We start from the raw sequence: 23,358 nt of genomic DNA, 5'->3' as shown, positions 1-23,358 counted from the left end.
TTTTCACCTTCCGGATCTCATTTTCAATCCCTGCTTTTGATAAAAACAAACCCCTGTTTTATAAATCGGTGATGCGAGTGCTGAGACACTTTGTATTTTTGCCACCATTCATCAAACGATGGCAAAAATGGAAAGGTTTCAATTGCCCCGTCCTTCTACCTTAGCAAGGTAAGGTTCTCGCAAGCCCGACAAGTACCGGGACGTGCAATCTCCATAAAAAAATTAACGGGGTTTGACGGCAATGAAAACACGTAAGATTGGATTGGCAAATTATCTTGCCTACGGCTCCGGGGATTTTCTCGGGGCGGGGACGACGGCACTCACCGCCGCCTGGTTGCTCTACTTTTATACTACCTTCTGTGGCCTTTCACCGATTGAAGCGACGTTTATCTTTGCGATGGCGAGGGTGTTGGATGCCGTTGTCAGTCCGCTGATGGGCTTCCTGACCGATAACTTTGGTTCTACCTGGCTTGGTAAGCGTTTTGGACGCCGTAAATTCTTTATATTGCTCGGTATCCCGCTGGTCTTCAGCTACAGCTTTATGTGGGTTGGGGAGATGAGTTATTGGTATTACCTGGTGACCTATCTGATTTTTGATGTGGTCTACACCATGATTCTGGTGCCGTATGAAACACTGGTTCCGGAAATGACCGATGACTTCAAACAGAAAACCAAATTCTCCGGCGCACGTATCTCAATGGCGCAACTCTCCGCAATTCTTGCCGCCTTCCTGCCGGGCATTCTGTTAAACCACTTCGGGAAAGACAACGCAGTCTCCTTCTTCTATTCAAGTCTGGTGTTCGCCACAATATGTGCCATCGTGCTGACATTTGTCTGGTTCTTCACCTGGGAGCGCCCTCGTTCAGACTGGACAGAAGCGGCACTGCGTGCAGAAGAAGAGAAGAAAACCCTGACGTTTGCGCAGAGTATGAAGCGCCTGAACGTTGAACTGACTTCTACGCTGCGCGTTAAGATCTTCCGCCAACACTTGGGCATGTATTTGGGCGGTTATATTGCTCAGGATGTGTTCAATGCCGTGTTTACCTACTATGTGGTGTTTGTGCTGATGCAAAGTGCAAGCATGGCTTCCAGCTTGCTCGGTACTATGGCGATTCTGCAATTTATCGCGGTTATCGGCATGATTCCTCTGTGTATCAAATATGGCCCGGCGCCGTCCTACCGTATGGTTGTAGTGCTCTTTGGCCTGAGTTCCATCTCTTACGCATTATTGTATTACGCGGGATTAAGCGATGTCTTCTCGCTGCTGATGCTGGTTTCTGCTATCGCCGGTTTGGGCCGTGGTGGCATCAACTATGTGCCGTGGAATACCTACACCTATATTGCTGATGTTGATGAAGTGATTACCGGCCAGCGTCGTGAAGGGATCTTCGCCGGGATCATGACTCTGACGCGTAAAGCTTCTCAGGCAGGGGCCGTGATGTTAGTGGGTATCGTGATGCAGCTTTCTGGTTTTGTTTCCGGCCAGGCCGTACAGCCGCCAGCGGTAAGCCACACTATTCTGATGATTTTAAGCTTCGGTACTGTAGCGGTACTGGCGTGCGGTTTCTTAGTTTCTCTGCGCTTTAAACTCAATTTACAAACTCATAGCGTATTACGTGAAGAGACGGCGAAGATGCGTGTTGCGGGCCGTCCGGTTCCGGAAGCAACCACGCCACAAGCTCGCGCCACAGTCGAAATGTTGGCTGGTATGCCTTACGACACGCTTTGGGGCAACAACAATATTGGCTATCTCAACCGTAATAAACCTGCGGCTCCGTCATTGAAAGAGGCTGCTGCAATGCGTTCGAATACATCATCACAGAGGTTAAGTTAATGATTATTTATCCCGTCAAACACAGCCCTTTACTGTGCCAGCCGGAGCATTTTATTGCCCGGGATGAGCTGAAAACCCTGATCCACAAGGTGACGGATAATCTGATTAATATTAAGGATGAAACGGGCCAATTCTTGCTGCGACTGGATGACGGACGAGTCATTGATACCAAAGGTTGGGCAGGTTGGGAGTGGACGCACGGCGTCGGTTTGTACGGCATGTATCAGTATTATCGCCAGACCGGTGAAAAGAAGATGTGCGAAATTATTGATAGCTGGTTTGCAGACCGTTTCGCAGAAGGTGCTACCACCAAAAACGTCAATACCATGGCACCGTTCCTGACGCTGGCCTACCGCTACGAAGAAACGCGCGATCCATCTTACTTACCCTGGCTTGAAAGCTGGGCTGAGTGGGCAATGTATGAAATGCCGCGTACCGAACACGGCGGCATGCAGCACATTACGCTTGCGGAAGAGAACCATCAGCAGATGTGGGACGACACCCTGATGATGACCGTATTGCCACTGGCAAAAATTGGCAAATTGTTGAATCGCCCGGAATATGTGGAAGAGGCGACTTATCAGTTCTTGTTGCATGTGCAGAACCTGATGGATCGCGAAACCGGGCTGTGGTTCCACGGCTGGAGTTACGAAGGCAATCATAACTTTGCCAATGCGCGTTGGGCGCGGGGGAATAGCTGGTTGACTATTGTGATCCCTGATTTCCTTGAGCTTGTGGATTTACCTGAGAACAACGCGGTGCGTCGCTATCTGGTACAGGTGCTGGAAAATCAGGTTGCCGCGTTGGCAAAATGCCAGGACGACAGTGGTTTATGGCACACCTTGCTTGACGACCCCGATTCGTATCTGGAGGCATCCGCGACTGCCGGTTTTGCCTACGGCATTCTGAAAGGCATTCGTAAGCGCTATATCGGCAAAGAGTATGCAGAAGTGGCAGAAAAGGCGATGAAAGGTATCGTCAAAAATATCTCCCCGGAAGGTGAGTTGTTGCAGGTTTCGTTTGGCACGGGAATGGGCAGTAACCTGGAGTTTTATCGCCAAATCCCGCTGACCTCAATGCCGTACGGACAGGCGATGGCGATCCTCTGTATGGGTGAGTATTTGAGAATTTATTTGTAAGCGCATACAACAGGCCTGGGGAACCAGGCCTGCAAATTACTGCTAAATCAAACCTGCGGGCAAACCCCATAAAGTTCCTCCAATTTAATAATAAATAAATGGCGTAATGTGTGACGCAATTCATTATGCTGCCGCTGTCGATAAGCCCTTCACTGGTTTTCACCCTCCTTAACGATAATGCGAATGGCGAAGCGGAGCTTCTCTTTCGTCCCTCCTTTCTTGTTGATCCCCGGTCTGGATTAATAACTAAACGATGACAGGCGTTCTCCGTTTCGTGCCGTCATCAGGATAAATTGATGTCTATTTCCCCGTTAGCCCGGGTTGCCAGTAATAGTATTGTGGAGCCGGGTGTGGTGCTCGGTGCGCATGTAAGTATTGGCCCGTTTTGTGTTATTTCCGCAGGTGTAGTGATAGGCGAAGGAACTGTTGTCGGTGCTTATTCGGTGATTAATGGCCTGACAACAATCGGCTGTAACAATACTTTCGGCCAGTTTTCATCCATAGGTGATGCGAATCAGGACCTTAAATATGCCGGTGAACCCACGACGGTCGTTATTGGTGACCGGAATCAGATTGGCAAAAATGCCACTATTCATCGTGGAACAGTTCAGGGGCTTAGCACCACTATCATCGGTAATGACAATCGCTTTTTGAATTGTGTCCATATTGGTCATGATTGTGTGGTCGGTAATGGCACATTGATTGCTGATAACAGTGGGCTTGCCGGGCACGTTGAGCTTGATGATGATGCGCAGATAGGCTTTATGTGTGCTATCCATCAATTTTGCATATTGGCAAGTGGGGTTAAGATCCTCGACCAATCAGCAGTGGTTCAGGATGTGCCGCCGTTTGTGACGGCTGGAGGTAACCGCGCTGTGCCGCTGGGTATCAACGCAAGTTCGAAAGCGTTTCAGGCGTTAGAGCCAGAACAGCAGGATTTGATTCATACATTGTATGAGCGTTTTTACAACCAGGCGTTGTCGATAGAAGAAGTGAAGAGGTCGTTGAAAATACTGGAGAGTGATTTCCCGGTGATTGGCCTTTATGATCGTTTTTTTGCGCGGTCGGCGCGGGGAATTGTTCGCTAATGTGATTTGAAAAAGCCCGCCGCATCAGGCGACGAGCTTTTTGCTATTACATACGTTCTACGGTTTCGATACCCAGGGTATCCAGACCAAGCTTCAGCGTTTTCGCGGTTAACAGAGCCAGTTTCAGGCGGCTGTTACGCGCTTCTTCCGAGTCAGCAGCCAGAATTGGGCAATGCTCGTAGAAACCAGAGAACAGGCCTGCCACGTCGTACAAGTAAGTACACATCACGTGCGGTGTACCATCACGCGCAACCACGTTCAGCGTTTCTTCAAATTGCAGCAGGCGCGCAGCCAACTGTGCTTCGCGGTCTTCACGAATCACTACTGGTGCTTTGAGCAGCTCAGCTTCATCAATCTCAGCTTTGCGGAACACAGACAGCACGCGAGTGTATGCATATTGCATATACGGCGCGGTGTTGCCTTCGAAGGCCAACATGTTGTCCCAGTCAAAGATGTAATCGGTGGTACGGCTTTTCGACAGGTCGGCGTATTTCACTGCGCCAATACCGACGGATTTCGCTAACGCTTCCAGTTCATCCGCAGGCATGTTCGGGTTTTTCTCTGCCACCAGATTACGCGCACGTTCCATGGCTTCGTCGAGCAGATCGGTCAGTTTTACCGTGCCGCCAGAACGGGTTTTGAACGGCTTGCCGTCTTTGCCCAGCATCATGCCGAACATCTGGTGTTCCAGGGTGACAGATTCTGGAACGTAACCGGCTTTACGCACGATGGTCCATGCTTGCATCAGGTGTTGATGCTGGCGGGAGTCGATAAAGTAAAGCACGCGGTCCGCATGCAGGGTTTCATAGCGATATTTCGCACAGGCAATATCGGTTGTGGTGTAGAGATAGCCGCCATCTTTTTTCTGGATGATAACGCCCATTGGGTCGCCGTCTTTGTTTTTGAACTCATCCAGGTAAACCACGGTTGCGCCTTCGCTCTCGACCGCAAGACCTTTCGCCTTAAGATCAGCCACGATGCCCGGCAGCATTGGGTTATAAAGACTTTCACCCATTACATCATCACGGGTCAGCGTCACGTTAAGGCGATCGTAGGTTTGCTGGTTCTGTGTCATGGTGATATCGACCAGCTTACGCCACATTTCACGGCAGTATTCGTCGCCGCCTTGCAGTTTCACGACGTATGCACGAGCACGTTCCGCAAATTCTGCGTCTTCGTCGTAGTGTTTCTTGGCTGCACGATAGAACTCTTCCAGGTCGGCCAGCGCCATCTCACCTGCGTTTTCTTGCTGCTGCTTTTCAAGATACGCGATCAGCATCCCGAACTGTGTGCCCCAGTCACCCACATGGTTGGCCCGGATAACTTTATGGCCGAGGAATTCCAGCGTACGCACCGCAGCATCACCAATGATAGTGGAGCGGATATGACCCACGTGCATCTCTTTCGCTACGTTTGGTGCGGAATAGTCGACCACGATGGTTTGCGGCGCAACGGTATTCACGCCTACGCGGTCAGAAGCAACTGCTTCGTCGACACTCTTCGCAAGGAATGCTGGGTCGAGGAAAATGTTGATAAAGCCTGGGCCGGCGATTTCAACTTTGCTGGCAATTCCGGTCAAATCCAGATTGGCAATGACCAACTCTGCGACTTGTCGTGGTGGCTTGCCCAGTGATTTTGCAACTGACATCACGCCATTGGCCTGATAGTCGCCGAACTGAACTTTTGCTGATTGACGAACCTGCGGTTCGCAATCCGCAGGTGCACCTGCGGCAATCAGTGCCTGACTGACTTTATCTGAGAGAAGAGCCTGAATATTCACCGGGATACCTTACTTTTTGCTAAGGGCTGCCGTGACTTTTACAGCAGCCGTATCATTGGGGATAAAATTAGGGCGTAAGTATAACTGTATTTATCCCCCTTAGTCAGCAAAAGCCTTGCCCGGTGCGCCCTGGACTAATATCAACGGTATAGTGAATAACCATTCAGAAATATAGCCACGTTTCGGGTGTTGGTGATATCTGCCTAAATTGGTAGATTAGCCCGCATTCGTGACTTCAGAGGATAGGGTGATGGCCAACTGGCAGACAATTGCAGAACTGAATGATATTTCAGCGGATCTCCCGCGATTTACACAAGCGTTAACAGAACTTGCCGCTCGGCTTGATTTGGAGATTGCGCCGCTTGACGCCGATCACATTTCTCTGCGTTGCCATCAGAATACGACGGCGGAACGCTGGCGTGCAGGCCTGGAAAAGTGCGGCACATTGCTGTCGGAAAATATCATTAATGATCGGCCAATTTGCTTGTTCAAATTAGACGAGCCAGTTTGCGTGGCGCACTGGGAATTTAGCGTGGTGGAACTGCCGTGGCCGGGTGAAAAACGCTATCCGCACGAAGGTTGGGAGCATGTAGAAATTGTGCTGCCCGGGGAGCCTGAAACGCTAAATGCCCGAGCGCTGGATTTAATGTCTGACGCGGGTTTACGCCAGACCGGAATTTCAGTGAAAACCAGTTCGCCAAAAGGCGAACGCGAGCGCTTGCCAAACCCAACGCTTGCAGTGACCGACGGCAAAGTCACCATCAAATTCCATCCGTGGAGTATTGAAGAGATTGTTGCCAGCGAATTAGCCGACTGATTTCACGGCTGCTTCCATACGTTTAATGGCTTCATTAAGCGTTGCTGAGGTGCAGCCAAAGTTAATTCGCACGAATTTCGCTTCGCCAAAATCAGCCCCTGGCGAGAAACCCAGCCCCGCTTTCTGGAAGAATAGCGTCGGATTTTCTACCGGCAGAGTGCTTGCATCCACCCATCCGAGATAAGTGGCGGGTGGCGATGCCATCGTAAGGCCTGACATATTATTCACGGCAGTCACCAAAGTGTCGCGATTTCGACGCAGATAGGGCAGTAACTCTTGCAACCACGGTTCACCATCGCGCCACGCTGCGGTGGCGGCCGTCAGCGCCAGCACATCTACACTCGGTACAATCCCATCGCGAACCGTATTAAATTGCTTACGCAATTGCGGGTCAGGGATAATCGCAAGTGATGCGCCAAGCCCGGCAATATTGAAAGTTTTGGACGGTGAAAGCAGCGTGATAGAACGCTGTTCTGCGTCGTGGCTCAGTGTGGCAAAAGGAATGTGTTTCGCACCGGGATCAAGCAGCAAATCACAATGAATTTCATCAGAACAGACAATCATGTTGTGGCGTTGGGCAAATGCCAGGTGCTGCTGTAATTCCTCACGAGTATAGATGGTGCCGCCTGGATTTTGCGGGTTGCACAACATCAGCAATTTTTCTTTTCCGGTTAGCTGAGATTCCAGTGCCTGCAAATCCATAACCCAGCGGCCATTTTCAAGGCGCAGTGGCGCGTTGAGTTGTGAACGATTGGCAAACGCAGATGATTTTCGGAATGGAGGGTAAATCGGTGTTGGCGCAATGGTAATTTCATCGGGGGTCGTAAAAGCACGAACACTCAAATTCAGGCCCGCGACAATGCCCGGTAAAAAGACGATCCACTCTGGTTTAATCTGCCACTGGTAGCGGCTGGACATTCTTTCAACGACAATATCCACTAATTCTTGCGGCCGGTTACCGTAACCAAAAATGCCGTGATCTACGCGTTTATGAAGAGCTTCGAGAATACAAGGTGGTGAGCGAAAATCCATATCTGCCACCCACATAGGTAACACTTCATCACCATATTTATTCCACTTCGAACTGTCGCTGTGACGGCGGTCGATGCCTTCATCAAAATTGAATGCCATCATGATTAGCTATTACCTTTTTGGGATCGTGATTTTCAGATTATCATTCTGAACCCATGACACAACCGCCAGGCTAAAGATTTTTAAGGAGTAATCAATGCCTTTGCTTGAGATATGTTGTTACGGAATTGACTGTGCGGTCACAGCGCAACTTGCCGGAGCGGACAGGCTTGAATTATGTTCAGCCCCCAAAGAGGGTGGTTTGACCCCTTCCGCCGGAGTGCTGCGTAAAGTGAAAGAACGAGTTTCGATACCTGTGCATCCAATTATTCGCCCGCGCGGCGGTGATTTTTGTTACACCGATGCCGAGTTCGAAACCATGCTTGAAGATATCGCTTTCGTCCGCAAGCTCGGTTATCCGGGACTGGTAATCGGTATGTTAGACGGGGAAGGGCATGTTGATGTACCTCGCATGAAGCGAGTTATGGAGCAGGCTAAAGGTATGGCGGTGACTTTCCACCGGGCGTTTGATATGTGCCATAACCCCCACCAGGCGTTGGAACAACTCACCGATTTAGGCGTGGCGCGTATCCTGACTTCAGGCCAACAGCAGAATGCGGAATTAGGACTTTCATTACTTAGGGAACTAAAACAGCATTCCCGTGCTCCAATCATTATGGCCGGTGCTGGCGTGCGATTGAGCAACTTGAAAAAGTTTGTCGATCAAGGCATTGAGGAAATGCACAGTTCAGCCGGGCAGACCGTGCCATCGCCGATGCGTTACCGTAAAGCGGGTGTGTCGATGAGTGCCGATGCGGAAGCCGATGAGTTTAATCGTTACTGCGTTGATGGTGATGTAGTGGCAGCAATGAAAGCGGTGTTGGTTGCAGGGAAGACTGCAGCCTGACACTTAAAGATTTTAACCGCGCATCATGTCGCCCATGTGATGTTGCTCGTACCAGGCCCCGGCGTTTTGCTGGGGCTTTTTTTATTTTAATGATTTAAACGTGTTAGGCTCCCTCTAAACAATGGAGGGCGGTATGAGTATCACAGATAAAGAACTTTACGATGAAATGTGTCGTGTTGTTGGGAAGGTGGTGCTTGAGATGCGCGATCTTGGCCAGGAACCCAAACATGTTGTCATTGCGGGTGTTGTCAGAGCCATGTCAGCTAATAGTAAGATTCAGCGTTCTGAATTGACGGGTAGTGCGATGCAAGAAGTCATTCGGGCGCTTGGATTTGAGGCGAAATAAGTAAGGCCACATTCCGTGGCCTTAAATAATTATGGCTTACGGGCCACCAGAACGGCGCGCAGTGGGGCTGGATAACCTTCTATGGTTTTGCTCACATCGTTCGGATCAAGGAAGTCGGCCAGTGATTCGGTGGTCAACCAGCTAGTACGACGTTGCTCTTCGCTTGTGGTATAGCAATGATCGACAATTTTCACGTCGACAAAACCACACTTCTCCAGCCAGTTTTTCAACGCCAGAGCAGATGGGATGTAGTAAACGTTGCGCATTTGCGCGTAACGCTCGCCCGGCACCAACACTGTATTCTCATCGCCTTCCACAACCAGCGTTTCGAGTACCAGTTCGCCATCTTTAGCGAGCTGATTTTTTAGCTGATAAAGATGGTCGAGTGGGGAGCGGCGGTGATACAGCACGCCCATCGAAAACACGGTGTCGAAAATATTTAGCTCAGGAAGTTGCTCAATGCCCAGTGGCAGCACATGGGCACGTTGGTCGTTACCCAGCAGTTTGCGTACCGCTTCAAACTGGCAAACAAACAACTGCATTGGGTCGATACCCACCGCGAGGTGTGCACCCGCACCAATCATCCGCCACAGGTGGTAACCGCTACCGCAGCCGACATCCAGAATGGTGCGCCCGGTAAGTGGGGAAATATGCGGTAAAACGCGATCCCATTTCAGGTCGGAACGCCATTCGGTATCGATGTCTACGCCATACAGAGAATATGGCCCTTTGCGCCATGGCATCAGGTTACGCAGTAACTTTTCAATACCCAGGCGCTGCCCATCGCTGAGTGGCGTTTCAGACTCAGCGGTGACGCTGTGCAATAAATCCAGGCGATATGGCACCAGTTCCGGCAGGTATTCAACAGTGTTGTACCAGTGCTTGAACTGGCCGTGCAGGTTCTCACGCTGCCAGGTAGCAATTTGTGCAGGCAGGGTTTCTAACCACGGAGCCAGCGGGCTTTTCGCAATAAGCTGATAAAAATTACCAAAGTCGATCATGCAGATGTTCCTGATTTCAGTGCAACTAAAGAGCCAAAGTTAAAGCACTGGAACCATAATTCTGCGTGGTCAAATCCGGCTTGTTTGAGGCGTTTTTTATGTGTTTCGACAGAGTCGGTGAGCATGACGTTTTCCAGCATGCTGCGTTTTTGGCTGATTTCCAGCTCGCTATAACCGTTCGCGCGTTTAAAATCGTGGTGCATGTTGAACAGCAATTCACCCACTTCACCATCTTCAAAACTGAATTTTTCCGACAGCACTAACGCGCCACCCGGGTTCAGACCCTTGTAGATTTTTTCCAGCAGCAGTTTGCGGTCATCGGGTTCAAGAAATTGCAGCGTGAAGTTCAGCACTACCATTGAGGCGTTTTCGATAACGATATCGCGGATATCGCCTTCAATAACCTCTACCGGAGTTTGTGCTTTAAAGGCGTCGAGATGGCGGCGGCAGCGCTCGACCATAGCCGGGGAATTGTCTACCGCGATAATTTTGCAGTTGTCATACTGGATGTTACGTCGCACGGATAACGTTGCCGCACCAAGCGAACAGCCAAGGTCATAAACCTGGCTACCCGGTGCCACAAAGCGCTCCGCCAGCATACCAATCATAGAAATGATGTTGGAGTAGCCAGGCACCGATCGTTGAATCATATCGGGGAACACTTCAGCCACGCGTTCATCAAAGGTCCAGTCACCTAATTTGGCGATCGGGGCGGAAAACAGCGTATCGCGGTCAGACATAACGTTAAATCCGGAAATTCGAAAGGGGCATATTTTGCGTTAATGCAGCGAGAAAACCAACTCCCATGGCATATACCATAGATTAGCCAACACCATCAGGATTAAAGAGCTCCATGTTGCACTCATACCGGAGCGACGCCAGCGGATTAAGCGATGGTGAAAACCATACGCATGCATCAGGCGACCAGCAATGAGCAGCAGCCCGCAGACATGTACCATCCAGGTTTCTGCGCCGTTCATTTCCATCAGTAATAAAAGCATCAACGCGACTGGAATATATTCCACCGCATTACCATGAATTCTAATTGCGCTCTGGAGTTCGCTAAAACCACCGTCACCATATGAGACGCGGTACTGCAAACGCATACGAACAACATCAAACGAGAACTTAATTAGCAACAAAGCACCCAACACGGCGTAGAGCGCGCTTACCATACCCACATCCTTTAGAGATAGTTCCAGCACCGCCTATGATAGCAGTGCAACCCATAAGCTGTCGCTCCCCCTAAAATAGGGAGTTTTGTTTGGGAATGGCGGGTTCGTTGCCTAACGCCGGGAATGCTTGCTGCAACCCGGGCCATAACGCGTGAACCAGGTCCTGCACCAGGCCAATATCGGGTGTATGCAAAAAGAGATACGGCGTGGTTTTTTGTTCCCATTCGGGGAGCTTTTTTAGCCAGACATCGAAGAGCGCTTGATTTTGCGTCATGTCGTCGCTGCCGATGAAACGCACCAGCGGGTTGTTTGCCGTCACGAGCGCATGAACCGGCACTTTTGGTTTTTTGCGCTGAGCTTCACGAATCGCTTCGTTATGCGGTTTGGCGCTGTGAACCGGGCGGCTATCAAGGATCACGCGATTGACATTGCGCTCATGCAGACCGCGATTTAGCGCTTGTTCATCGGCACTTTTATCGAAGAAAGAAGGGTGGCGAACTTCCACGCCGTAGGTGAAATCTTGCGGTAACGAATCGAGGAAATTCCACAAAGCAGGTAAATCTGACGGCCCAAATGCAGCCGGAAGCTGGAGCCAGTATTGCCCGATGCGATTTGCCAGCGGTGACATTCGCTCAAGAAACTCGGCGGTTAAATCGCCACACTGGCGTAATGCCGCATTGTGGGAAATCGTCGCCGGGAATTTAAAGCAGAAACGAAAATTATCGTCGGTCATTTCGCGCCAGCGTAATACCGTTTCTGCTTTGGGAAGCGCGTACAGCGTGGTGTTGCCTTCCACGCAATTGAAATGGCGAGCGTAATCTTCAAGTGAAGTAATGCCCAGTCGCACCCATTTTGGATGCGACCATTGTGGAAGGCCAACATAAATCACAGCGCTGCGATGACCTCTTCAGTGCTGCGAACGCGGCCAATACGCGGGAAGATATTTGTCATGCTGCCCTGGTGTTGATCGCTGCTGGCGGCACTGCACGCGTCTTCGGCAATGACCAGGTTAAAGCCTAATTCCCAGGCGTTACGCGCGGTGGATTCGACGCCGATGTTGGTGGAAATCCCGCACAGCACAATAGTGTCGATACCACGGCGGCGCAGTTGAAGCTCGAGATCGGTGCCGTAGAATGCGCCCCACTGGCGTTTAGTTACTTCAATATCAGTGTCTTTTTTACCCAGCGCCTGCGGGTAAATCCACCAGTTATCAGGCAGCGTATGCGCGCCAGCTTGTGCATCAACCGGTTGCTTGAGCGCTTCGGCAAAGTCCTTTGACCAGCCCACGCGAACCATAATCACCGGGGCGCCATTAGCGCGGAATTTATCAGCCAGCCTGGCTGAACGAGCCACCACATCCTGTGCACTGTGCGGGCCACCTGCAAACGGCAGGATACCTTCCTGCAAATCAATAACGACAAGTGCGGTTTTGGAAGTATTCAGTTCTAACATTCGGTGACTCCGGGTCAAAATGGGGTTATCGCGTAATACCTTACGATGGAACCTGAACGCGATCGTTTACAAATTTTGTTAATTTTTGTGAGAATAGGCTAAACAAGGCGTTTTGAGACGCGTCAGTTCTTATCGTGGGGCAATATTTCCAGTATAATAGCCCCCTTTTTTCAACTATATCTGACAGACAAAAATAGTGGCCACCGTTGCAGGTATTGGACAGTGAGCGGCTAATTTAAGGGATATCTCATGCGTACAGTATATTGCGGGCAGCTCAATCAATCCCATGTGGGACAACAAGTAACACTGTGTGGTTGGGTCAATCGTCGTCGTGACCTCGGTAGCCTTATCTTTATTGATATGCGCGATCGCGAAGGCATCGTGCAGGTGTTTTTCGACCCTGATCGTCAGGACGCGTTCCAGTTGGCATCCGAACTGCGTAATGAGTTCTGCATCCAAATCACCGGTACTGTTCGTCCGCGTGATGAGAAAAACATCAACAAAGATATGGCTACCGGTGCGGTAGAAGTTTTCGCAACCGATCTGACCATCATCAACCGTTCTGAAGCGCTGCCGCTGGATTCAAACCACGTCAACACAGAAGAAGCGCGTCTGAAATTCCGCTACCTGGATCTGCGCCGCCCTGAAATGGCAAACCGCCTGAAGACGCGTGCGAAAATCACCAGCTTTGTGCGCCGCTTTATGGACGACCACGGTTTCCTTGATATCGAAACCCCAATGCTGACCAAAGCTACACCAGAAGGTGCTCGTGACTACCTGGTGCCAAGCCGTGTTCACAAAGGTAAATTCTACGCGCTGCCGCAATCCCCACAGTTGTTCAAACAGCTGCTGATGATGTCTGGTTTTGATCGCTACTATCAAATCGTTAAATGCTTCCGTGACGAAGATTTGCGTGCTGACCGTCAGCCAGAATTTACTCAGATCGACGTAGAAACCTCCTTTATGAGCGCACCGCAAGTGCGTGAAGTGATGGAAAAGTTGGTTCGTGACCTGTGGCTGGACGTGAAAAACGTCGACCTGGGCGACTTCCCAATCATGACTTTCGCCGAAGCTGAGCGTCGTTACGGGTCTGACAAACCAGACTTGCGTAACCCAATGGAGCTGGTGGATGTTGCTGACCTGCTCAAAGACGTTGAGTTTAAAGTGTTCGCGGGCCCAGCAAATGATGCGAAAGGCCGCGTTGCTGCACTGCGTGTGCCAGGTGGCGCACAGTTAAGCCGTAAACAGATTGACGATTACGGCAAGTTCATTGAGATTTACGGCGCGAAAGGGCTGGCTTACATCAAAGTGAACGAACGTGCTAAAGGAATCGAAGGTATTACAAGCCCGGTAGCTAAATTCCTGAACGCAGACATCGTTGAAGCTATTCTGGCCCGCTCCGGTGCACAAGATGGCGACATGATCTTCTTCGGCGCAGACAACAAGAAAGTGGTTGCCGATGCGCTTGGCGCACTGCGTCTGAAAATCGGTAAAGATCTGAGCATCACCGATGAAAAAGCATGGGCGCCGCTGTGGGTTATCGACTTCCCAATGTTTGAAGACAACGGCGAAGGCGGCCTGACCGCGATGCATCACCCGTTCACCGCGCCGAAAGATATGTCCCCAGAACAACTGGCGGCAGATCCGGAAGCAGCAGTTGCGAACGCATACGATATGGTTATCAACGGTTACGAAGTGGGCGGCGGTTCCGTGCGTATCCACAACGGCCAGATGCAGCAGACTGTGTTCGGCATTCTGGGTATCACCGAGGAAGATCAACGCGAGAAGTTTGGCTTCCTGCTCGACGCCCTGAAATACGGTACTCCACCGCATGCAGGCCTGGCATTTGGTCTTGACCGTCTGACCATGCTGTTGACCGGCACCGACAACATCCGTGATGTTATCGCGTTCCCGAAAACCACTGCAGCAGCGTGTCTGATGACCGAAGCGCCTAGCTTCGCAAACCCACAGGCGTTGGCTGAACTGGGTGTGGCAGTGATTAAAAAGGCTGAGAAAGAATAAATGGCCTTTAAGCGTCCCGTTTCGGTGCTGGTAGTGATTTTCGCGAAAGACACCGGACGGGTGCTCATGTTACAGCGGCGCGATGATCCTGAATTCTGGCAGTCGGTTACCGGCAGCATTGAAGAGGGTGAAACCGCGCTGTATGCCGCGCAGCGTGAAGTAAAGGAAGAGGTCGATATCGATGTTGTCTCAGAGCAACTGACCTTGATTGACTGCCAGCGCTGTGTTGAGTTCGAGATTTTTACACATTTGCGTCATCGCTATGCCCCGGGAATTACGCGCAACACGGAATATTGGTTCTGTCTTGCGCTGCCAAACGAACGGCTGATTTCCATCTCGGAACATCTGGCCTGGGAGTGGACCGACGCACAAGCTGCGGCTGCTATGACCAAGTCGTGGAGCAACCGGGAAGCGATTGAAGAGTTTGTAATTAATGCTGCCGTCAGGTAGCTATTTTGGAGATATTTTTATGGCAGGTCATAGTAAGTGGGCCAACACAAAGCACCGCAAAGCTGCGCAGGATTCCAAACGCGGTAAAATTTTCACCAAAATTATCCGTGAGCTGGTAACTGCAGCTCGTCTTGGCGGTGGTGATCCGGGTTCTAACCCGCGTCTGCGTGCGGCGATTGATAAAGCGTTATCCAACAACATGACGCGTGACACGTTAAACCGTGCAATCGCACGTGGTGTGGGTGGCGACGAAGACACCAATATGGAAACCATCATTTATGAAGGTTACGGTCCTGGTGGTTCAGCAGTCATGGTTGAATGCCTGAGTGATAACCGTAACCGTACCGTGGCTGAAGTACGTCACGCGTTCAACAAATGCGGTGGTAACCTGGGAACTGATGGCTCTGTAGCCTACCTGTTCACCAAAAAAGGCGTTATCTCTTATGCTCCTGGCAAAGATGAAGACACCGTGATGGAAGCTGCTCTGGAAGCGGGTGCTGAAGACGTTGTTTCTTACGACGACGGTGCAATCGACGTGTTCACTGCGTGGGAAGAAATGGGTGCAGTACGTGACGCGCTGGAAGCTGCTGGCCTGAAAGCCGACGAAGCCGAAATTTCTATGATCCCATCCACTAAAGCGGATATGGACGCAGAAACAGCGCCGAAATTGATGCGTCTTATCGATATGCTCGAAGACTGTGATGACGTGCAAGAGGTTTATCACAACGGTGAGATCTCTGACGAGGTTGCGGCAACGCTGTAATGGCGTTTGCTGAAACCGTACCTCTGTTTACGGGAGACGCGTGATGGCGATTATCCTCGGCATCGATCCGGGATCACGCGTTACCGGTTACGGCGTTATTCGCCAGACCGGCCGGCAGCTAACCTATCTGGGTAGCGGCTGTATTCGTACTCAGGTGACCGACTTACCCTCGCGTTTGAAGCTTATCTACGCGGGGGTGAGCGAAATCATCACCCAGTTCCAGCCAGAATATTTCGCCATCGAATCGGTATTTATGGCGAAGAACGCGGATTCCGCACTGAAACTCGGCCAGGCGCGTGGCGCGGCGATTGTCGCTGCTGTAAACCATGATTTGCCGGTGTTTGAGTATGCGGCTCGTCAGGTTAAACAGACGGTCGTTGGCATTGGTAGTGCTGAAAAAAGCCAGGTGCAGCATATGGTGCGGACCTTGCTGAAACTATCTGCGAATCCGCAAGCGGATGCGGCAGATGCGCTGGCGATTGCCATCACGCATTGTCACGTGACGCAGAACTCGATGCAGATGAGTGAGTCTCGACTCAATCTCTCCCGAGGACGTTTAAAATAAATAGGGCTGGATATCTATCCAGCCTTTTTTATATGATAGGCAAAATTTTTTACGCAACCGTAGGGGAAGCAGTGTGATTGGACGACTCAGAGGCATCATCCTGGAAAAGCAACCACCGCTGGTATTGATGGAAGTGGGCGGCGTTGGATATGAAGTACACATGCCAATGACTTGCTTCTATGAATTACCGGAAATCGGCAAAGAAGCTGTGGTGTTTACCCAGTTTGTGGTGCGTGAAGACGCGCAACTGCTCTACGGTTTTAATAACAAACAAGAACGTACCCTGTTCCGCGAGCTTATCAAAGTGAATGGCGTTGGCCCTAAACTGGCGCTGGCAATCCTTTCAGGTATGTCTGCACAACAGTTCGTGAATGCTGTTGAGCGTGAAGAAATTGGTTCTCTGGTCAAACTGCCGGGAGTAGGTAAAAAGACCGCGGAGCGTTTGATTGTAGAAATGAAAGACCGCTTCAAAGGCATGCATGGCGACCTGTTTACTCCAGCATCAGACCTGGTGCTGACTGCGCCCGAAAGCGGAGCCACTGACGACGCCGAGCAGGAAGCCGTTGCGGCGTTGGTATCGCTGGGCTATAAACCACAAGAAGCCAGTCGCATGATCAGCAAAGTTGGCAAGGCTGGTGCCGATTGCGAAACCCTGATTCGTGAAGCACTCCGCGCAGCACTTTAAAGCCCCTGAGGTAGATGAAGGATGATTGAAGCAGACCGTCTGGTTTCGCCAGATACTATCACCCCTGATGAGTTAATTGACCGCGCGATTCGCCCGCGTTTTTTGGCGGATTACGTCGGCCAGCCGCAGGTTACATCGCAAATGGAAATTTTCATCCAGGCGGCAAAACTGCGTGGGGATGCGCTCGATCATCTGTTGATTTTTGGCCCGCCAGGGTTGGGTAAAACCACACTGGCGAATATCGTTGCCAACGAAATGGGCGTGAATCTGCGAACCACCTCCGGCCCGGTGCTGGAAAAGGCAGGAGATTTGGCGGCGATGTTGACCAATCTTGAGCCGCACGACGTGCTGTTCATTGATGAAATCCACCGTCTTTCGCCAGTTGTCGAAGAAGTGCTGTACCCGGCAATGGAAGATTACCAACTCGATATCATGATTGGCGAAGGCCCGGCAGCGCGTTCGATTAAAATCGATTTACCACCATTTACCCTGATCGGCGCAACCACGCGTGCCGGTTCTCTGACTTCGCCACTGCGTGACCGATTCGGCATTGTGCAGCGCCTGGAGTTTTACGGAGTTTCCGATTTGCAGCACATTGTAGGCCGCAGCGCGACTGTGTTGGGGCTGGAGATGAGCGAAGAGGGCGCATATGAAGTAGCTAAGCGCGCGCGCGGTACGCCGCGTATCGCTAACCGCTTACTGCGCCGCGTGCGTGATTTTTCGGAAGTGCGCCACGATGGCACCATCAGTGCCGAAATCGCGTCGCAAGCACTGGATATGCTAAATGTCGATACCGAAGGTTTTGACTATATGGACCGCAAGTTATTGCTGGCGGTGATAGACAAGTTTCTTGGCGGCCCGGTCGGGCTGGATAACCTGGCGGCGGCGATTGGGGAAGAGCGAGAAACCATCGAAGATGTGCTGGAGCCGTTCTTGATTCAACAGGGCTTCTTGCAACGTACTCCGCGCGGTCGAATGGCAACACCAAGAGCCTGGACTCACTTTGGAATTGTACCGCCGGTAGTTTAAGTAAAATGGCGGATGACGTTGCACTTATCCGCCCTACGGTTTTGTAGGTTGGATAAGCGCAAGCGCCATCCAACACAATTTAAGCCGCTTGCTTTTTCGCCATACTCAACACAAACAACACTGCCGAACTCAACACCACTGACGGCCCGGCAGGCGTGTCATAAAACGCTGAGAAAGTCAGTCCGCCAGTAACTGAAAGCATGCCGATAATCACCGCAAAACCAGCCATTTGCTCCGGCGTTCGTGCAAAACGACGTGCCGTTGCCGCAGGAATAATCAACAACGATGTGATAATCAGCGCACCGACAAATTTCATCGCCACGCCTATGGTCAGCGCAGTCACCAGCATCAGCAACATTTTCACCCGTTGCAGATTAACCCCGTCCACATGAGCCAGGTCCGGGCTAATCGTCATCGACAACAGATTGCGCCATTGCCAGAGAAGCACGCCTACTACCACAGCGACGCCCGAAGCAATAGAAATAATATCGGGCATAGTGACCGATAGCAGATCGCCAAACAGATAGGCCATCAAATCGACACGCACATTAGACATTAAACTGACTACAACCAGGCCGAGCGACAATGCGCTGTGCGCCATAATTCCGAGCAAGGTATCTAACGCCAGATGCGGGCGTTTTTCGAGCCAGACCAGACCTAACGCCAGCATTAACGTTACCGCAATCACCGCATAAAACGGGTTTACATTGAGCAGTAAGCCGAAAGCAACGCCTAATAAAGATGCGTGAGCGAGGGTGTCGCCAAAATAGGACATCCGGCGCCAGACAACAAAAGAGCCGAGCGGGCCAGCAGCACACGCCAGCAAAATCCCGGCAAGCCAGCCGGGCAACAACAATTCAATCATGACTGGCCATTCCCTCTGCGCAGAACAATACGTCCGGTAAGATCGTGACGGTGGTTATGATGGTGGCGATAAATCCCTAACTGCTCGGCGCCACGCGCGCCAAACATCGAAATAAATTCCGGATGCATCGACACCACTTCGGGCGTACCTGAACAGCAAATATGGTGATTCAGGCATAGCACATCATCGGTTTTCGCCATCACCAAATGCAGGTCGTGGGAAACCATCATCACTGCACAATTCAGTTCCTGACGCAGTTGATCAATCAGGTTGTACAGTGCCAGTTGGCCGTTAACATCAACACCCTGGGTCGGCTCATCAAGCACCAATAACTGCGGCTGATTTAACAATGCACGAGCCAGCAGAACGCGTTGATTCTCGCCGCCAGAGAGTTTTTGCATCGGAGCTTCAATCAGGTGCGCCGCCTGAACGCGTTTTAATGCGGGCAGGATATCGGATTTTTTCACACTTGGGCGCAAGCGCATAAACCGGCTAACGGTTAGCGGCAGAGTGGCATCCAGATGTAATTTTTGCGGTACGTAACCAATTCGCAAGTCGCGGTCACGCTTGATAACTCCCTCATCAGGGGCTACCAGTCCAAGAACCACACGAACTAGCGTTGATTTTCCTGCACCATTTGGCCCAAGCAGCGTCAAAATGCGCCCTGGCTTGAGATCGAGTGAAATATCAGACAGCACACGGCGTTGTCCGAAAGAAACAGAAATATTTTCCAGTGATACCAGATTTGTCATGACAATTTCAGGGGTTGCAGAAGTTAGCGGATGTTATAATATCACACTTCTCACATTCATAACGATGAAAAGTCGCATTATGTTACATAAAAACTCATTTCTTTGCGCAGCTTTAACAACTGCTTTTTTAGGGGCGGCAACGGTCCCGGCTCACGCGGCTGTGGTTGCTTCTATCAAGCCATTAGGTTTTATTGCCGCAGCGATCGCTGACGGCGTCACGCCTACCGAGGTTTTGCTGCCAGATGGTGCTTCAGAGCATGATTATGCACTCCGTCCATCTGATGTAAAACGCTTACAAAGCGCGGACTTAGTTGTGTGGGTTGGCCCTGAAATGGAGGCATTCATGCAGAAGTCGGTTAAGCAATTAGCTGAACAAAAACAAGTGCAACTTGCAGCTTTACCTGGCGTGAAACCGTTGCTGATGAAGGGTGATGACGATGACGAACATGGTCACGAAGGACATGACCATTCAGCCGAAAATAGTGACAAAGATCACCATCATGGTGAATACAACATGCATATCTGGCTTTCGCCAGAGGTAGCGCGCCTGTCAGCGGTTGCAATCCACGATAAATTAGTGGAACTTATGCCCCAAAATAGAGCCAAACTTGACGCCAACTTGCAAACTTTCGAGTTAGGATTAGCCAACATCGATAAGCAAGTTGGTAGCGTGCTCGCACCGCTCAAAGGAAAAGGGTATTTCGTTTTTCACGACGCCTACGGCTACTTTGAAAAACATTACGGTCTAACGCCACTTGGCCATTTTACCGTTAACCCAGAAATCCAACCCGGTGCGCAGCGTTTACATGACATCAGAACACAGTTGGTTGAGCAAAAAGCCGTGTGCGTTTTTGCTGAACCGCAGTTCAGGCCAGCCGTAATCAATGCCGTAGCCCGTGGCACTAACGTTCGTTCTGGAACGCTGGACCCGCTGGGGATTGAGGTTAAACTCGGCAAAGACAGCTATATGCAGTTTTTGAGCGGGCTTGCGAACCAATATGCGAGCTGCCTGAAAGGAGATTAATGAGGAAGTGAATACGTGCAACAGATAGCCCGCTCTGTCGCCCTGGCATTCGACAATTTGTCCCGGCCCCACCGCGTTATGCTGGGGTCTCTTACAGTTCTTACACTTGCGGTCGCTGTCTGGCGACCGTACGTCTATCATCCTGAAGCCAGCCCCGTCATTAAAACCATTGAGCTTGAGAAAAACGAAATTCGCTCGTTACTCCCTGAAGCCAGTGAACCGTTAGATCAGTCTCCGGACGCAGAAGACGACACAATTCCGCAGGATGAACTGGACGACAAAACTGCCGGTGAAACGGGTGTTCATGAATATGTCGTGTCGACAGGGGATACGCTCGGTAGCATCCTGAATCAGTATGGCATCGACATGGGCGATATCAGCCAACTTGCGACGGTAGATAAAGACCTGCGTAATCTTAAAATCGGCCAACAGATCTCCTGGACGTTAAACGACGATGGCGAACTGCAACGTCTGACATGGGAAATGTCACGCCGCGAAACGCGCACATACGACCGTTCAGGCAGTACTTTCAAACTCAGCAGCGAAATGCAGCAAGGCGAATGGGTTAACAATGTGCTGAAAGGCACGGTTGGCAATAGTTTTGTGAGTAGTGCGAAAGATGCCGGATTAACAAGTGCTGAGATCAGCTCGGTTATCAAAGCCATGCAGTGGCAGATGGATTTCCGCAAGCTGAAGAAAGGCGATGAGTTTTCTGTGCTGATGTCACGCGAAATGCTCGATGGCAAACGTGAACAAAGCCAATTGGTGGGCGTGCGCCTGCGCAGCAGTGGTAAAGACTACTACGCCATTCGTGCGGAAGACGGTAAATTCTACGATCGTAGTGGTTCCGGGCTTGCGAAAGGTTTTATGCGCTTCCCAACTGCAAAACAGTTCCGTATCTCGTCAAACTTTAATCCACGCCGTCTCAACCCGGTAACCGGTCGTGTGGCCCCGCACAAAGGTGTAGATTTTGCGATGCCACAAGGTACTCCGGTGCTGGCGGTCGGTGATGGTGAAGTTGTTATGGCCAAACGCAGTGGTGCGGCAGGTTACTTTGTCGCTATCCGTCATGGTCGTACATATACCACTCGTTATATGCACCTGAAAAAGCTGTTGGTTCAGCCTGGGCAGAAAGTGAAACGTGGGGACCGTATCGCACTCTCCGGTAATACCGGGCGTTCTACGGGGCCGCATTTGCATTATGAAGTGTGGGTTAATCAGCAGGCGGTAAACCCATTAACTGCGAAATTGCCTCGTACCGAAGGGCTGATAGGCTCGGATCGTAATGATTATCTGGCACAAGTTCGTGAAGTCACACCGCAACTTAGCTTCAATTAATCCATCGTTATGAAAAAGGCCGGTACTTTGTTGCCGGCTTTTTCTTTGTCTGATGGGCATTAGCCCGCTAAGATACTTACAAATTCATGTCATCAATGATTTGATGCTGTACTGAGAATATGCATGGAAAAAGCAAAAAAAAGTCACAGTGAGTTCATTCCTGAATTTCAAAAGGCCTTCTTGCACCCGAAATTTTGGGGCGCCTGGTTAGGCGTTGGCGCTTTCGCAGGGCTTGCAATGTTACCGCCATCATTACGGGATCCGCTTTTGGGCAAAGTAGGGCGTATTGCCGGGCGCCTGGGTAAAAGTGCGCGCCGTCGTGCACAAATAAATCTGCTGTATTGCTTCCCCGATATGCCGGAAGCTGACCGCGAAGCTATTATTGATGAAATGTTTGCCACCGCCCCTCAAGCGATGGTGATGATGGCGGAGCTTGCGATTAAAGATCCGCAAAAAGTCATGCAGCGCGTTGACTGGCACGGTAAAGAGATTATCGACGAGCTAAAGCAACGCGAAGAAAATGTCATCTTCCTCGTACCGCACGGCTGGGCTGTGGATATCCCTGCGATGCTACTGGCGTCTCAAGGGCAGAAAATGGCGGCGATGTTCCACAATCAGGGCAACCCGCTATTTGATTACATGTGGAATACCGTACGTCGCCGTTTTGGTGGTCGACTGCATGCGCGTAATGACGGGATTAAGCCGTTTATCAGCTCTGTGCGTCAGGGATATTGGGGATATTATCTGCCAGACCAGGACCACGGTGCCGAGCACAGTGAATTTGTTGATTTCTTCGGGACATACAAAGCGACATTACCAGCGATTGGCCGCTTAATGAAAATATCGCGTGCGCGTGTTGTTCCGCTGTTCCCTGTTTATAACAGCAAGACGCATCGCCTGGATATTCATATTCGCCCGCCGATGGATGACCTGCTTGAGGCAGACGACAACACCATTGCCCGGCGTATGAACGAAGAAGTGGAAATTTTGGTAGGGCCGAATCTCGAGCAATATACCTGGATACTGAAATTGCTTAAAACGCGCAAGGAAGGGGAGACAGAACCTTACCGCCGCAAAGAGCTTTATCCTAAGAAATAAAGAATAAGAAATAATAAAGGGGCCGAATGGCCTAATGCCGGTCACTTAAGGTGACCGGCATTGTTTTTTAAGGGATATTTCGACCTTTTTTCTCTCACTTCCCTTGCATATTCACGCTCACGCCTCGAGGGGAGTTTTAGCATCGCTGCGTTGCTGT

24 protein-coding genes are annotated in these 23,358 nt (G+C 50.8%); 15 read left to right on the top strand and 9 right to left on the bottom strand.

The window, feature by feature from the left end; translation table 11 throughout:
- The first annotated feature begins 241 nt into the window (after nt 1-241).
- From LVQ77_RS19370 to lpxA, 3 genes are all read left to right on the top strand, one after another.
- Nucleotides 242-1,834: an MFS transporter gene (locus tag LVQ77_RS19370; protein ID WP_232864802.1), complete on the top strand. Its 1,593-nt coding sequence runs from the start codon at nt 242-244 to the stop codon at nt 1,832-1,834.
- On the top strand, nt 1,834-2,973 hold the full coding sequence (gene bglB, locus LVQ77_RS19365) for a beta-galactosidase BglB (protein ID WP_232905270.1): 1,140 nt from the start codon (nt 1,834-1,836) through the stop codon (nt 2,971-2,973). The genes LVQ77_RS19370 and bglB overlap by 1 nt, the downstream gene beginning before the upstream one ends.
- Nucleotides 2,974-3,269: 296 nt before the next feature.
- The gene (gene lpxA / locus LVQ77_RS19360) at nt 3,270-4,061 is read left to right on the top strand and encodes an acyl-ACP--UDP-N-acetylglucosamine O-acyltransferase (protein WP_232864804.1); all 792 of its coding nucleotides are present in this window, start codon (nt 3,270-3,272) and stop codon (nt 4,059-4,061) included.
- Between the two features lie 46 nt (nt 4,062-4,107).
- On the opposite strand, the gene argS is transcribed toward lpxA, so the two are convergent.
- A complete protein-coding gene (gene argS / locus LVQ77_RS19355) occupies nt 4,108-5,841 on the bottom strand; it encodes an arginine--tRNA ligase (protein WP_232864805.1) in 1,734 nt (577 codons plus the stop codon).
- Nucleotides 5,842-6,091: 250 nt separating this feature from the next.
- Between argS and LVQ77_RS19350 the strand changes: the two genes are divergently transcribed.
- Nucleotides 6,092-6,658, top strand: a complete 567-nt coding sequence (locus LVQ77_RS19350) for a VOC family protein (RefSeq protein ID WP_120065387.1) — start codon at nt 6,092-6,094, stop codon at nt 6,656-6,658.
- Here LVQ77_RS19350 and LVQ77_RS19345 read toward each other — a convergent pair.
- Complete coding sequence (locus tag LVQ77_RS19345; RefSeq protein WP_232905317.1) at nt 6,647-7,789, bottom strand: MalY/PatB family protein; 1,143 nt, start codon at nt 7,787-7,789, stop codon at nt 6,647-6,649. The genes LVQ77_RS19350 and LVQ77_RS19345 overlap by 12 nt on opposite strands.
- A 97-nt stretch (nt 7,790-7,886) precedes the next feature.
- Between LVQ77_RS19345 and cutC the strand changes: the two genes are divergently transcribed.
- Complete coding sequence (gene cutC / locus LVQ77_RS19340) at nt 7,887-8,636, top strand: copper homeostasis protein CutC (RefSeq protein WP_232864807.1); 750 nt, start codon at nt 7,887-7,889, stop codon at nt 8,634-8,636.
- 133 nt (nt 8,637-8,769) lie between these two features.
- The gene (fumD, locus tag LVQ77_RS19335; protein ID WP_151994632.1) at nt 8,770-8,982 is read left to right on the top strand and encodes a fumarate hydratase FumD; all 213 of its coding nucleotides are present in this window, start codon (nt 8,770-8,772) and stop codon (nt 8,980-8,982) included.
- Nucleotides 8,983-9,011: 29 nt separating this feature from the next.
- On the opposite strand, the gene cmoB is transcribed toward fumD, so the two are convergent.
- The 5 genes from cmoB to LVQ77_RS19310 form a co-directional block, all read right to left on the bottom strand.
- Complete coding sequence (cmoB, locus tag LVQ77_RS19330) at nt 9,012-9,983, bottom strand: tRNA 5-methoxyuridine(34)/uridine 5-oxyacetic acid(34) synthase CmoB (RefSeq protein ID WP_232905269.1); 972 nt, start codon at nt 9,981-9,983, stop codon at nt 9,012-9,014.
- Nucleotides 9,980-10,723, bottom strand: a complete 744-nt coding sequence (cmoA, locus tag LVQ77_RS19325) for a carboxy-S-adenosyl-L-methionine synthase CmoA (protein ID WP_232905268.1) — start codon at nt 10,721-10,723, stop codon at nt 9,980-9,982. Before cmoA ends, cmoB begins: the two co-directional genes overlap by 4 nt.
- A gap of 39 nt (nt 10,724-10,762) precedes the next feature.
- Nucleotides 10,763-11,158: an MAPEG family protein gene (locus tag LVQ77_RS19320; protein WP_232905267.1), complete on the bottom strand. Its 396-nt coding sequence runs from the start codon at nt 11,156-11,158 to the stop codon at nt 10,763-10,765.
- A gap of 70 nt (nt 11,159-11,228) precedes the next feature.
- Nucleotides 11,229-12,047 (bottom strand): DUF72 domain-containing protein, encoded by an 819-nt coding sequence (locus tag LVQ77_RS19315; RefSeq protein ID WP_232905266.1) that lies wholly within the window; start codon nt 12,045-12,047, stop codon nt 11,229-11,231.
- Nucleotides 12,044-12,610 (bottom strand): hydrolase, encoded by a 567-nt coding sequence (locus LVQ77_RS19310; protein ID WP_232905265.1) that lies wholly within the window; start codon nt 12,608-12,610, stop codon nt 12,044-12,046. Before LVQ77_RS19310 ends, LVQ77_RS19315 begins: the two co-directional genes overlap by 4 nt.
- 249 nt (nt 12,611-12,859) lie before the next feature.
- On the opposite strand from LVQ77_RS19310, the gene aspS reads away from it, so the two are divergent.
- The 6 genes from aspS to ruvB all read left to right on the top strand — a co-directional run bounded on the left by aspS (nt 12,860) and on the right by ruvB (nt 18,124).
- Entirely contained in the window at nt 12,860-14,632 is a 1,773-nt protein-coding gene (aspS, locus tag LVQ77_RS19305) for an aspartate--tRNA ligase (protein ID WP_232905264.1), read from the top strand.
- Nucleotides 14,633-15,082 (top strand): dihydroneopterin triphosphate diphosphatase, encoded by a 450-nt coding sequence (gene nudB / locus LVQ77_RS19300; protein ID WP_232905263.1) that lies wholly within the window; start codon nt 14,633-14,635, stop codon nt 15,080-15,082.
- A 19-nt stretch (nt 15,083-15,101) separates the two neighbouring features.
- Nucleotides 15,102-15,845 (top strand): YebC/PmpR family DNA-binding transcriptional regulator, encoded by a 744-nt coding sequence (locus tag LVQ77_RS19295; protein WP_034496310.1) that lies wholly within the window; start codon nt 15,102-15,104, stop codon nt 15,843-15,845.
- Between the two features lie 43 nt (nt 15,846-15,888).
- Nucleotides 15,889-16,410, top strand: a complete 522-nt coding sequence (ruvC, locus tag LVQ77_RS19290) for a crossover junction endodeoxyribonuclease RuvC (RefSeq protein ID WP_232864814.1) — start codon at nt 15,889-15,891, stop codon at nt 16,408-16,410.
- Nucleotides 16,411-16,483: 73 nt separating this feature from the next.
- Nucleotides 16,484-17,095, top strand: a complete 612-nt coding sequence (gene ruvA, locus LVQ77_RS19285) for a Holliday junction branch migration protein RuvA (RefSeq protein ID WP_232864815.1) — start codon at nt 16,484-16,486, stop codon at nt 17,093-17,095.
- Between the two features lie 21 nt (nt 17,096-17,116).
- A complete protein-coding gene (gene ruvB, locus LVQ77_RS19280; RefSeq protein ID WP_232905262.1) occupies nt 17,117-18,124 on the top strand; it encodes a Holliday junction branch migration DNA helicase RuvB in 1,008 nt (335 codons plus the stop codon).
- 79 nt (nt 18,125-18,203) lie between these two features.
- On the opposite strand, the gene znuB is transcribed toward ruvB, so the two are convergent.
- Both znuB and znuC read right to left on the bottom strand, forming a co-directional pair.
- Complete coding sequence (gene znuB / locus LVQ77_RS19275) at nt 18,204-18,989, bottom strand: zinc ABC transporter permease subunit ZnuB (protein WP_232905261.1); 786 nt, start codon at nt 18,987-18,989, stop codon at nt 18,204-18,206.
- Complete coding sequence (znuC, locus tag LVQ77_RS19270) at nt 18,986-19,741, bottom strand: zinc ABC transporter ATP-binding protein ZnuC (RefSeq protein ID WP_232864817.1); 756 nt, start codon at nt 19,739-19,741, stop codon at nt 18,986-18,988. The genes znuB and znuC overlap by 4 nt, the downstream gene beginning before the upstream one ends.
- Nucleotides 19,742-19,820: 79 nt before the next feature.
- Here znuC and znuA point away from each other — a divergent pair, with 79 nt between their 5' ends.
- From znuA to lpxM, 3 genes are all read left to right on the top strand, one after another.
- Nucleotides 19,821-20,765, top strand: a complete 945-nt coding sequence (gene znuA, locus LVQ77_RS19265) for a zinc ABC transporter substrate-binding protein ZnuA (RefSeq protein WP_232864818.1) — start codon at nt 19,821-19,823, stop codon at nt 20,763-20,765.
- A gap of 15 nt (nt 20,766-20,780) precedes the next feature.
- Nucleotides 20,781-22,103, top strand: a complete 1,323-nt coding sequence (gene mepM, locus LVQ77_RS19260; protein WP_232864819.1) for a murein DD-endopeptidase MepM — start codon at nt 20,781-20,783, stop codon at nt 22,101-22,103.
- 123 nt (nt 22,104-22,226) lie between these two features.
- The gene (lpxM, locus tag LVQ77_RS19255; RefSeq protein WP_232864820.1) at nt 22,227-23,201 is read left to right on the top strand and encodes a lauroyl-Kdo(2)-lipid IV(A) myristoyltransferase; all 975 of its coding nucleotides are present in this window, start codon (nt 22,227-22,229) and stop codon (nt 23,199-23,201) included.
- Nucleotides 23,202-23,358 lie beyond the last annotated feature (157 nt).

The sequence above is a fragment of the Buttiauxella cochleicola genome, from assembly GCF_021282435.1.
GTDB lineage: Bacteria > Pseudomonadota > Gammaproteobacteria > Enterobacterales > Enterobacteriaceae > Buttiauxella > Buttiauxella massiliensis.
The sequence above is the reverse complement of the archived record's forward strand: the minus strand, read 5'-3'. Positions and strand labels throughout refer to the sequence as shown.

What these genes read in the sequence shown, in the direction of transcription:
- cutC (WP_232864807.1), top strand. Translation starts at nt 7,887, where the DNA reads ATGCCTTTGCTTGAGATATGTTGTTACGGAATTGACTGTGCGGTCACA.
- cmoA (WP_232905268.1), bottom strand. Translation starts at nt 10,723, where the DNA reads ATGTCTGACCGCGATACGCTGTTTTCCGCCCCGATCGCCAAATTAGGT.
- znuA (WP_232864818.1), top strand. Translation starts at nt 19,821, where the DNA reads ATGTTACATAAAAACTCATTTCTTTGCGCAGCTTTAACAACTGCTTTT.
- bglB (WP_232905270.1), top strand. Translation starts at nt 1,834, where the DNA reads ATGATTATTTATCCCGTCAAACACAGCCCTTTACTGTGCCAGCCGGAG.
- fumD (WP_151994632.1), top strand. Translation starts at nt 8,770, where the DNA reads ATGAGTATCACAGATAAAGAACTTTACGATGAAATGTGTCGTGTTGTT.
- cmoB (WP_232905269.1), bottom strand. Translation starts at nt 9,983, where the DNA reads ATGATCGACTTTGGTAATTTTTATCAGCTTATTGCGAAAAGCCCGCTG.
- ruvC (WP_232864814.1), top strand. Translation starts at nt 15,889, where the DNA reads ATGGCGATTATCCTCGGCATCGATCCGGGATCACGCGTTACCGGTTAC.
- aspS (WP_232905264.1), top strand. Translation starts at nt 12,860, where the DNA reads ATGCGTACAGTATATTGCGGGCAGCTCAATCAATCCCATGTGGGACAA.
- nudB (WP_232905263.1), top strand. Translation starts at nt 14,633, where the DNA reads ATGGCCTTTAAGCGTCCCGTTTCGGTGCTGGTAGTGATTTTCGCGAAA.
- LVQ77_RS19295 (WP_034496310.1), top strand. Translation starts at nt 15,102, where the DNA reads ATGGCAGGTCATAGTAAGTGGGCCAACACAAAGCACCGCAAAGCTGCG.
- LVQ77_RS19350 (WP_120065387.1), top strand. Translation starts at nt 6,092, where the DNA reads ATGGCCAACTGGCAGACAATTGCAGAACTGAATGATATTTCAGCGGAT.
- LVQ77_RS19310 (WP_232905265.1), bottom strand. Translation starts at nt 12,610, where the DNA reads ATGTTAGAACTGAATACTTCCAAAACCGCACTTGTCGTTATTGATTTG.
- znuC (WP_232864817.1), bottom strand. Translation starts at nt 19,741, where the DNA reads ATGACAAATCTGGTATCACTGGAAAATATTTCTGTTTCTTTCGGACAA.
- LVQ77_RS19345 (WP_232905317.1), bottom strand. Translation starts at nt 7,789, where the DNA reads ATGGCATTCAATTTTGATGAAGGCATCGACCGCCGTCACAGCGACAGT.
- lpxA (WP_232864804.1), top strand. Translation starts at nt 3,270, where the DNA reads ATGTCTATTTCCCCGTTAGCCCGGGTTGCCAGTAATAGTATTGTGGAG.
- LVQ77_RS19370 (WP_232864802.1), top strand. Translation starts at nt 242, where the DNA reads ATGAAAACACGTAAGATTGGATTGGCAAATTATCTTGCCTACGGCTCC.
- znuB (WP_232905261.1), bottom strand. Translation starts at nt 18,989, where the DNA reads ATGATTGAATTGTTGTTGCCCGGCTGGCTTGCCGGGATTTTGCTGGCG.
- LVQ77_RS19320 (WP_232905267.1), bottom strand. Translation starts at nt 11,158, where the DNA reads ATGGTAAGCGCGCTCTACGCCGTGTTGGGTGCTTTGTTGCTAATTAAG.
- ruvB (WP_232905262.1), top strand. Translation starts at nt 17,117, where the DNA reads ATGATTGAAGCAGACCGTCTGGTTTCGCCAGATACTATCACCCCTGAT.
- lpxM (WP_232864820.1), top strand. Translation starts at nt 22,227, where the DNA reads ATGGAAAAAGCAAAAAAAAGTCACAGTGAGTTCATTCCTGAATTTCAA.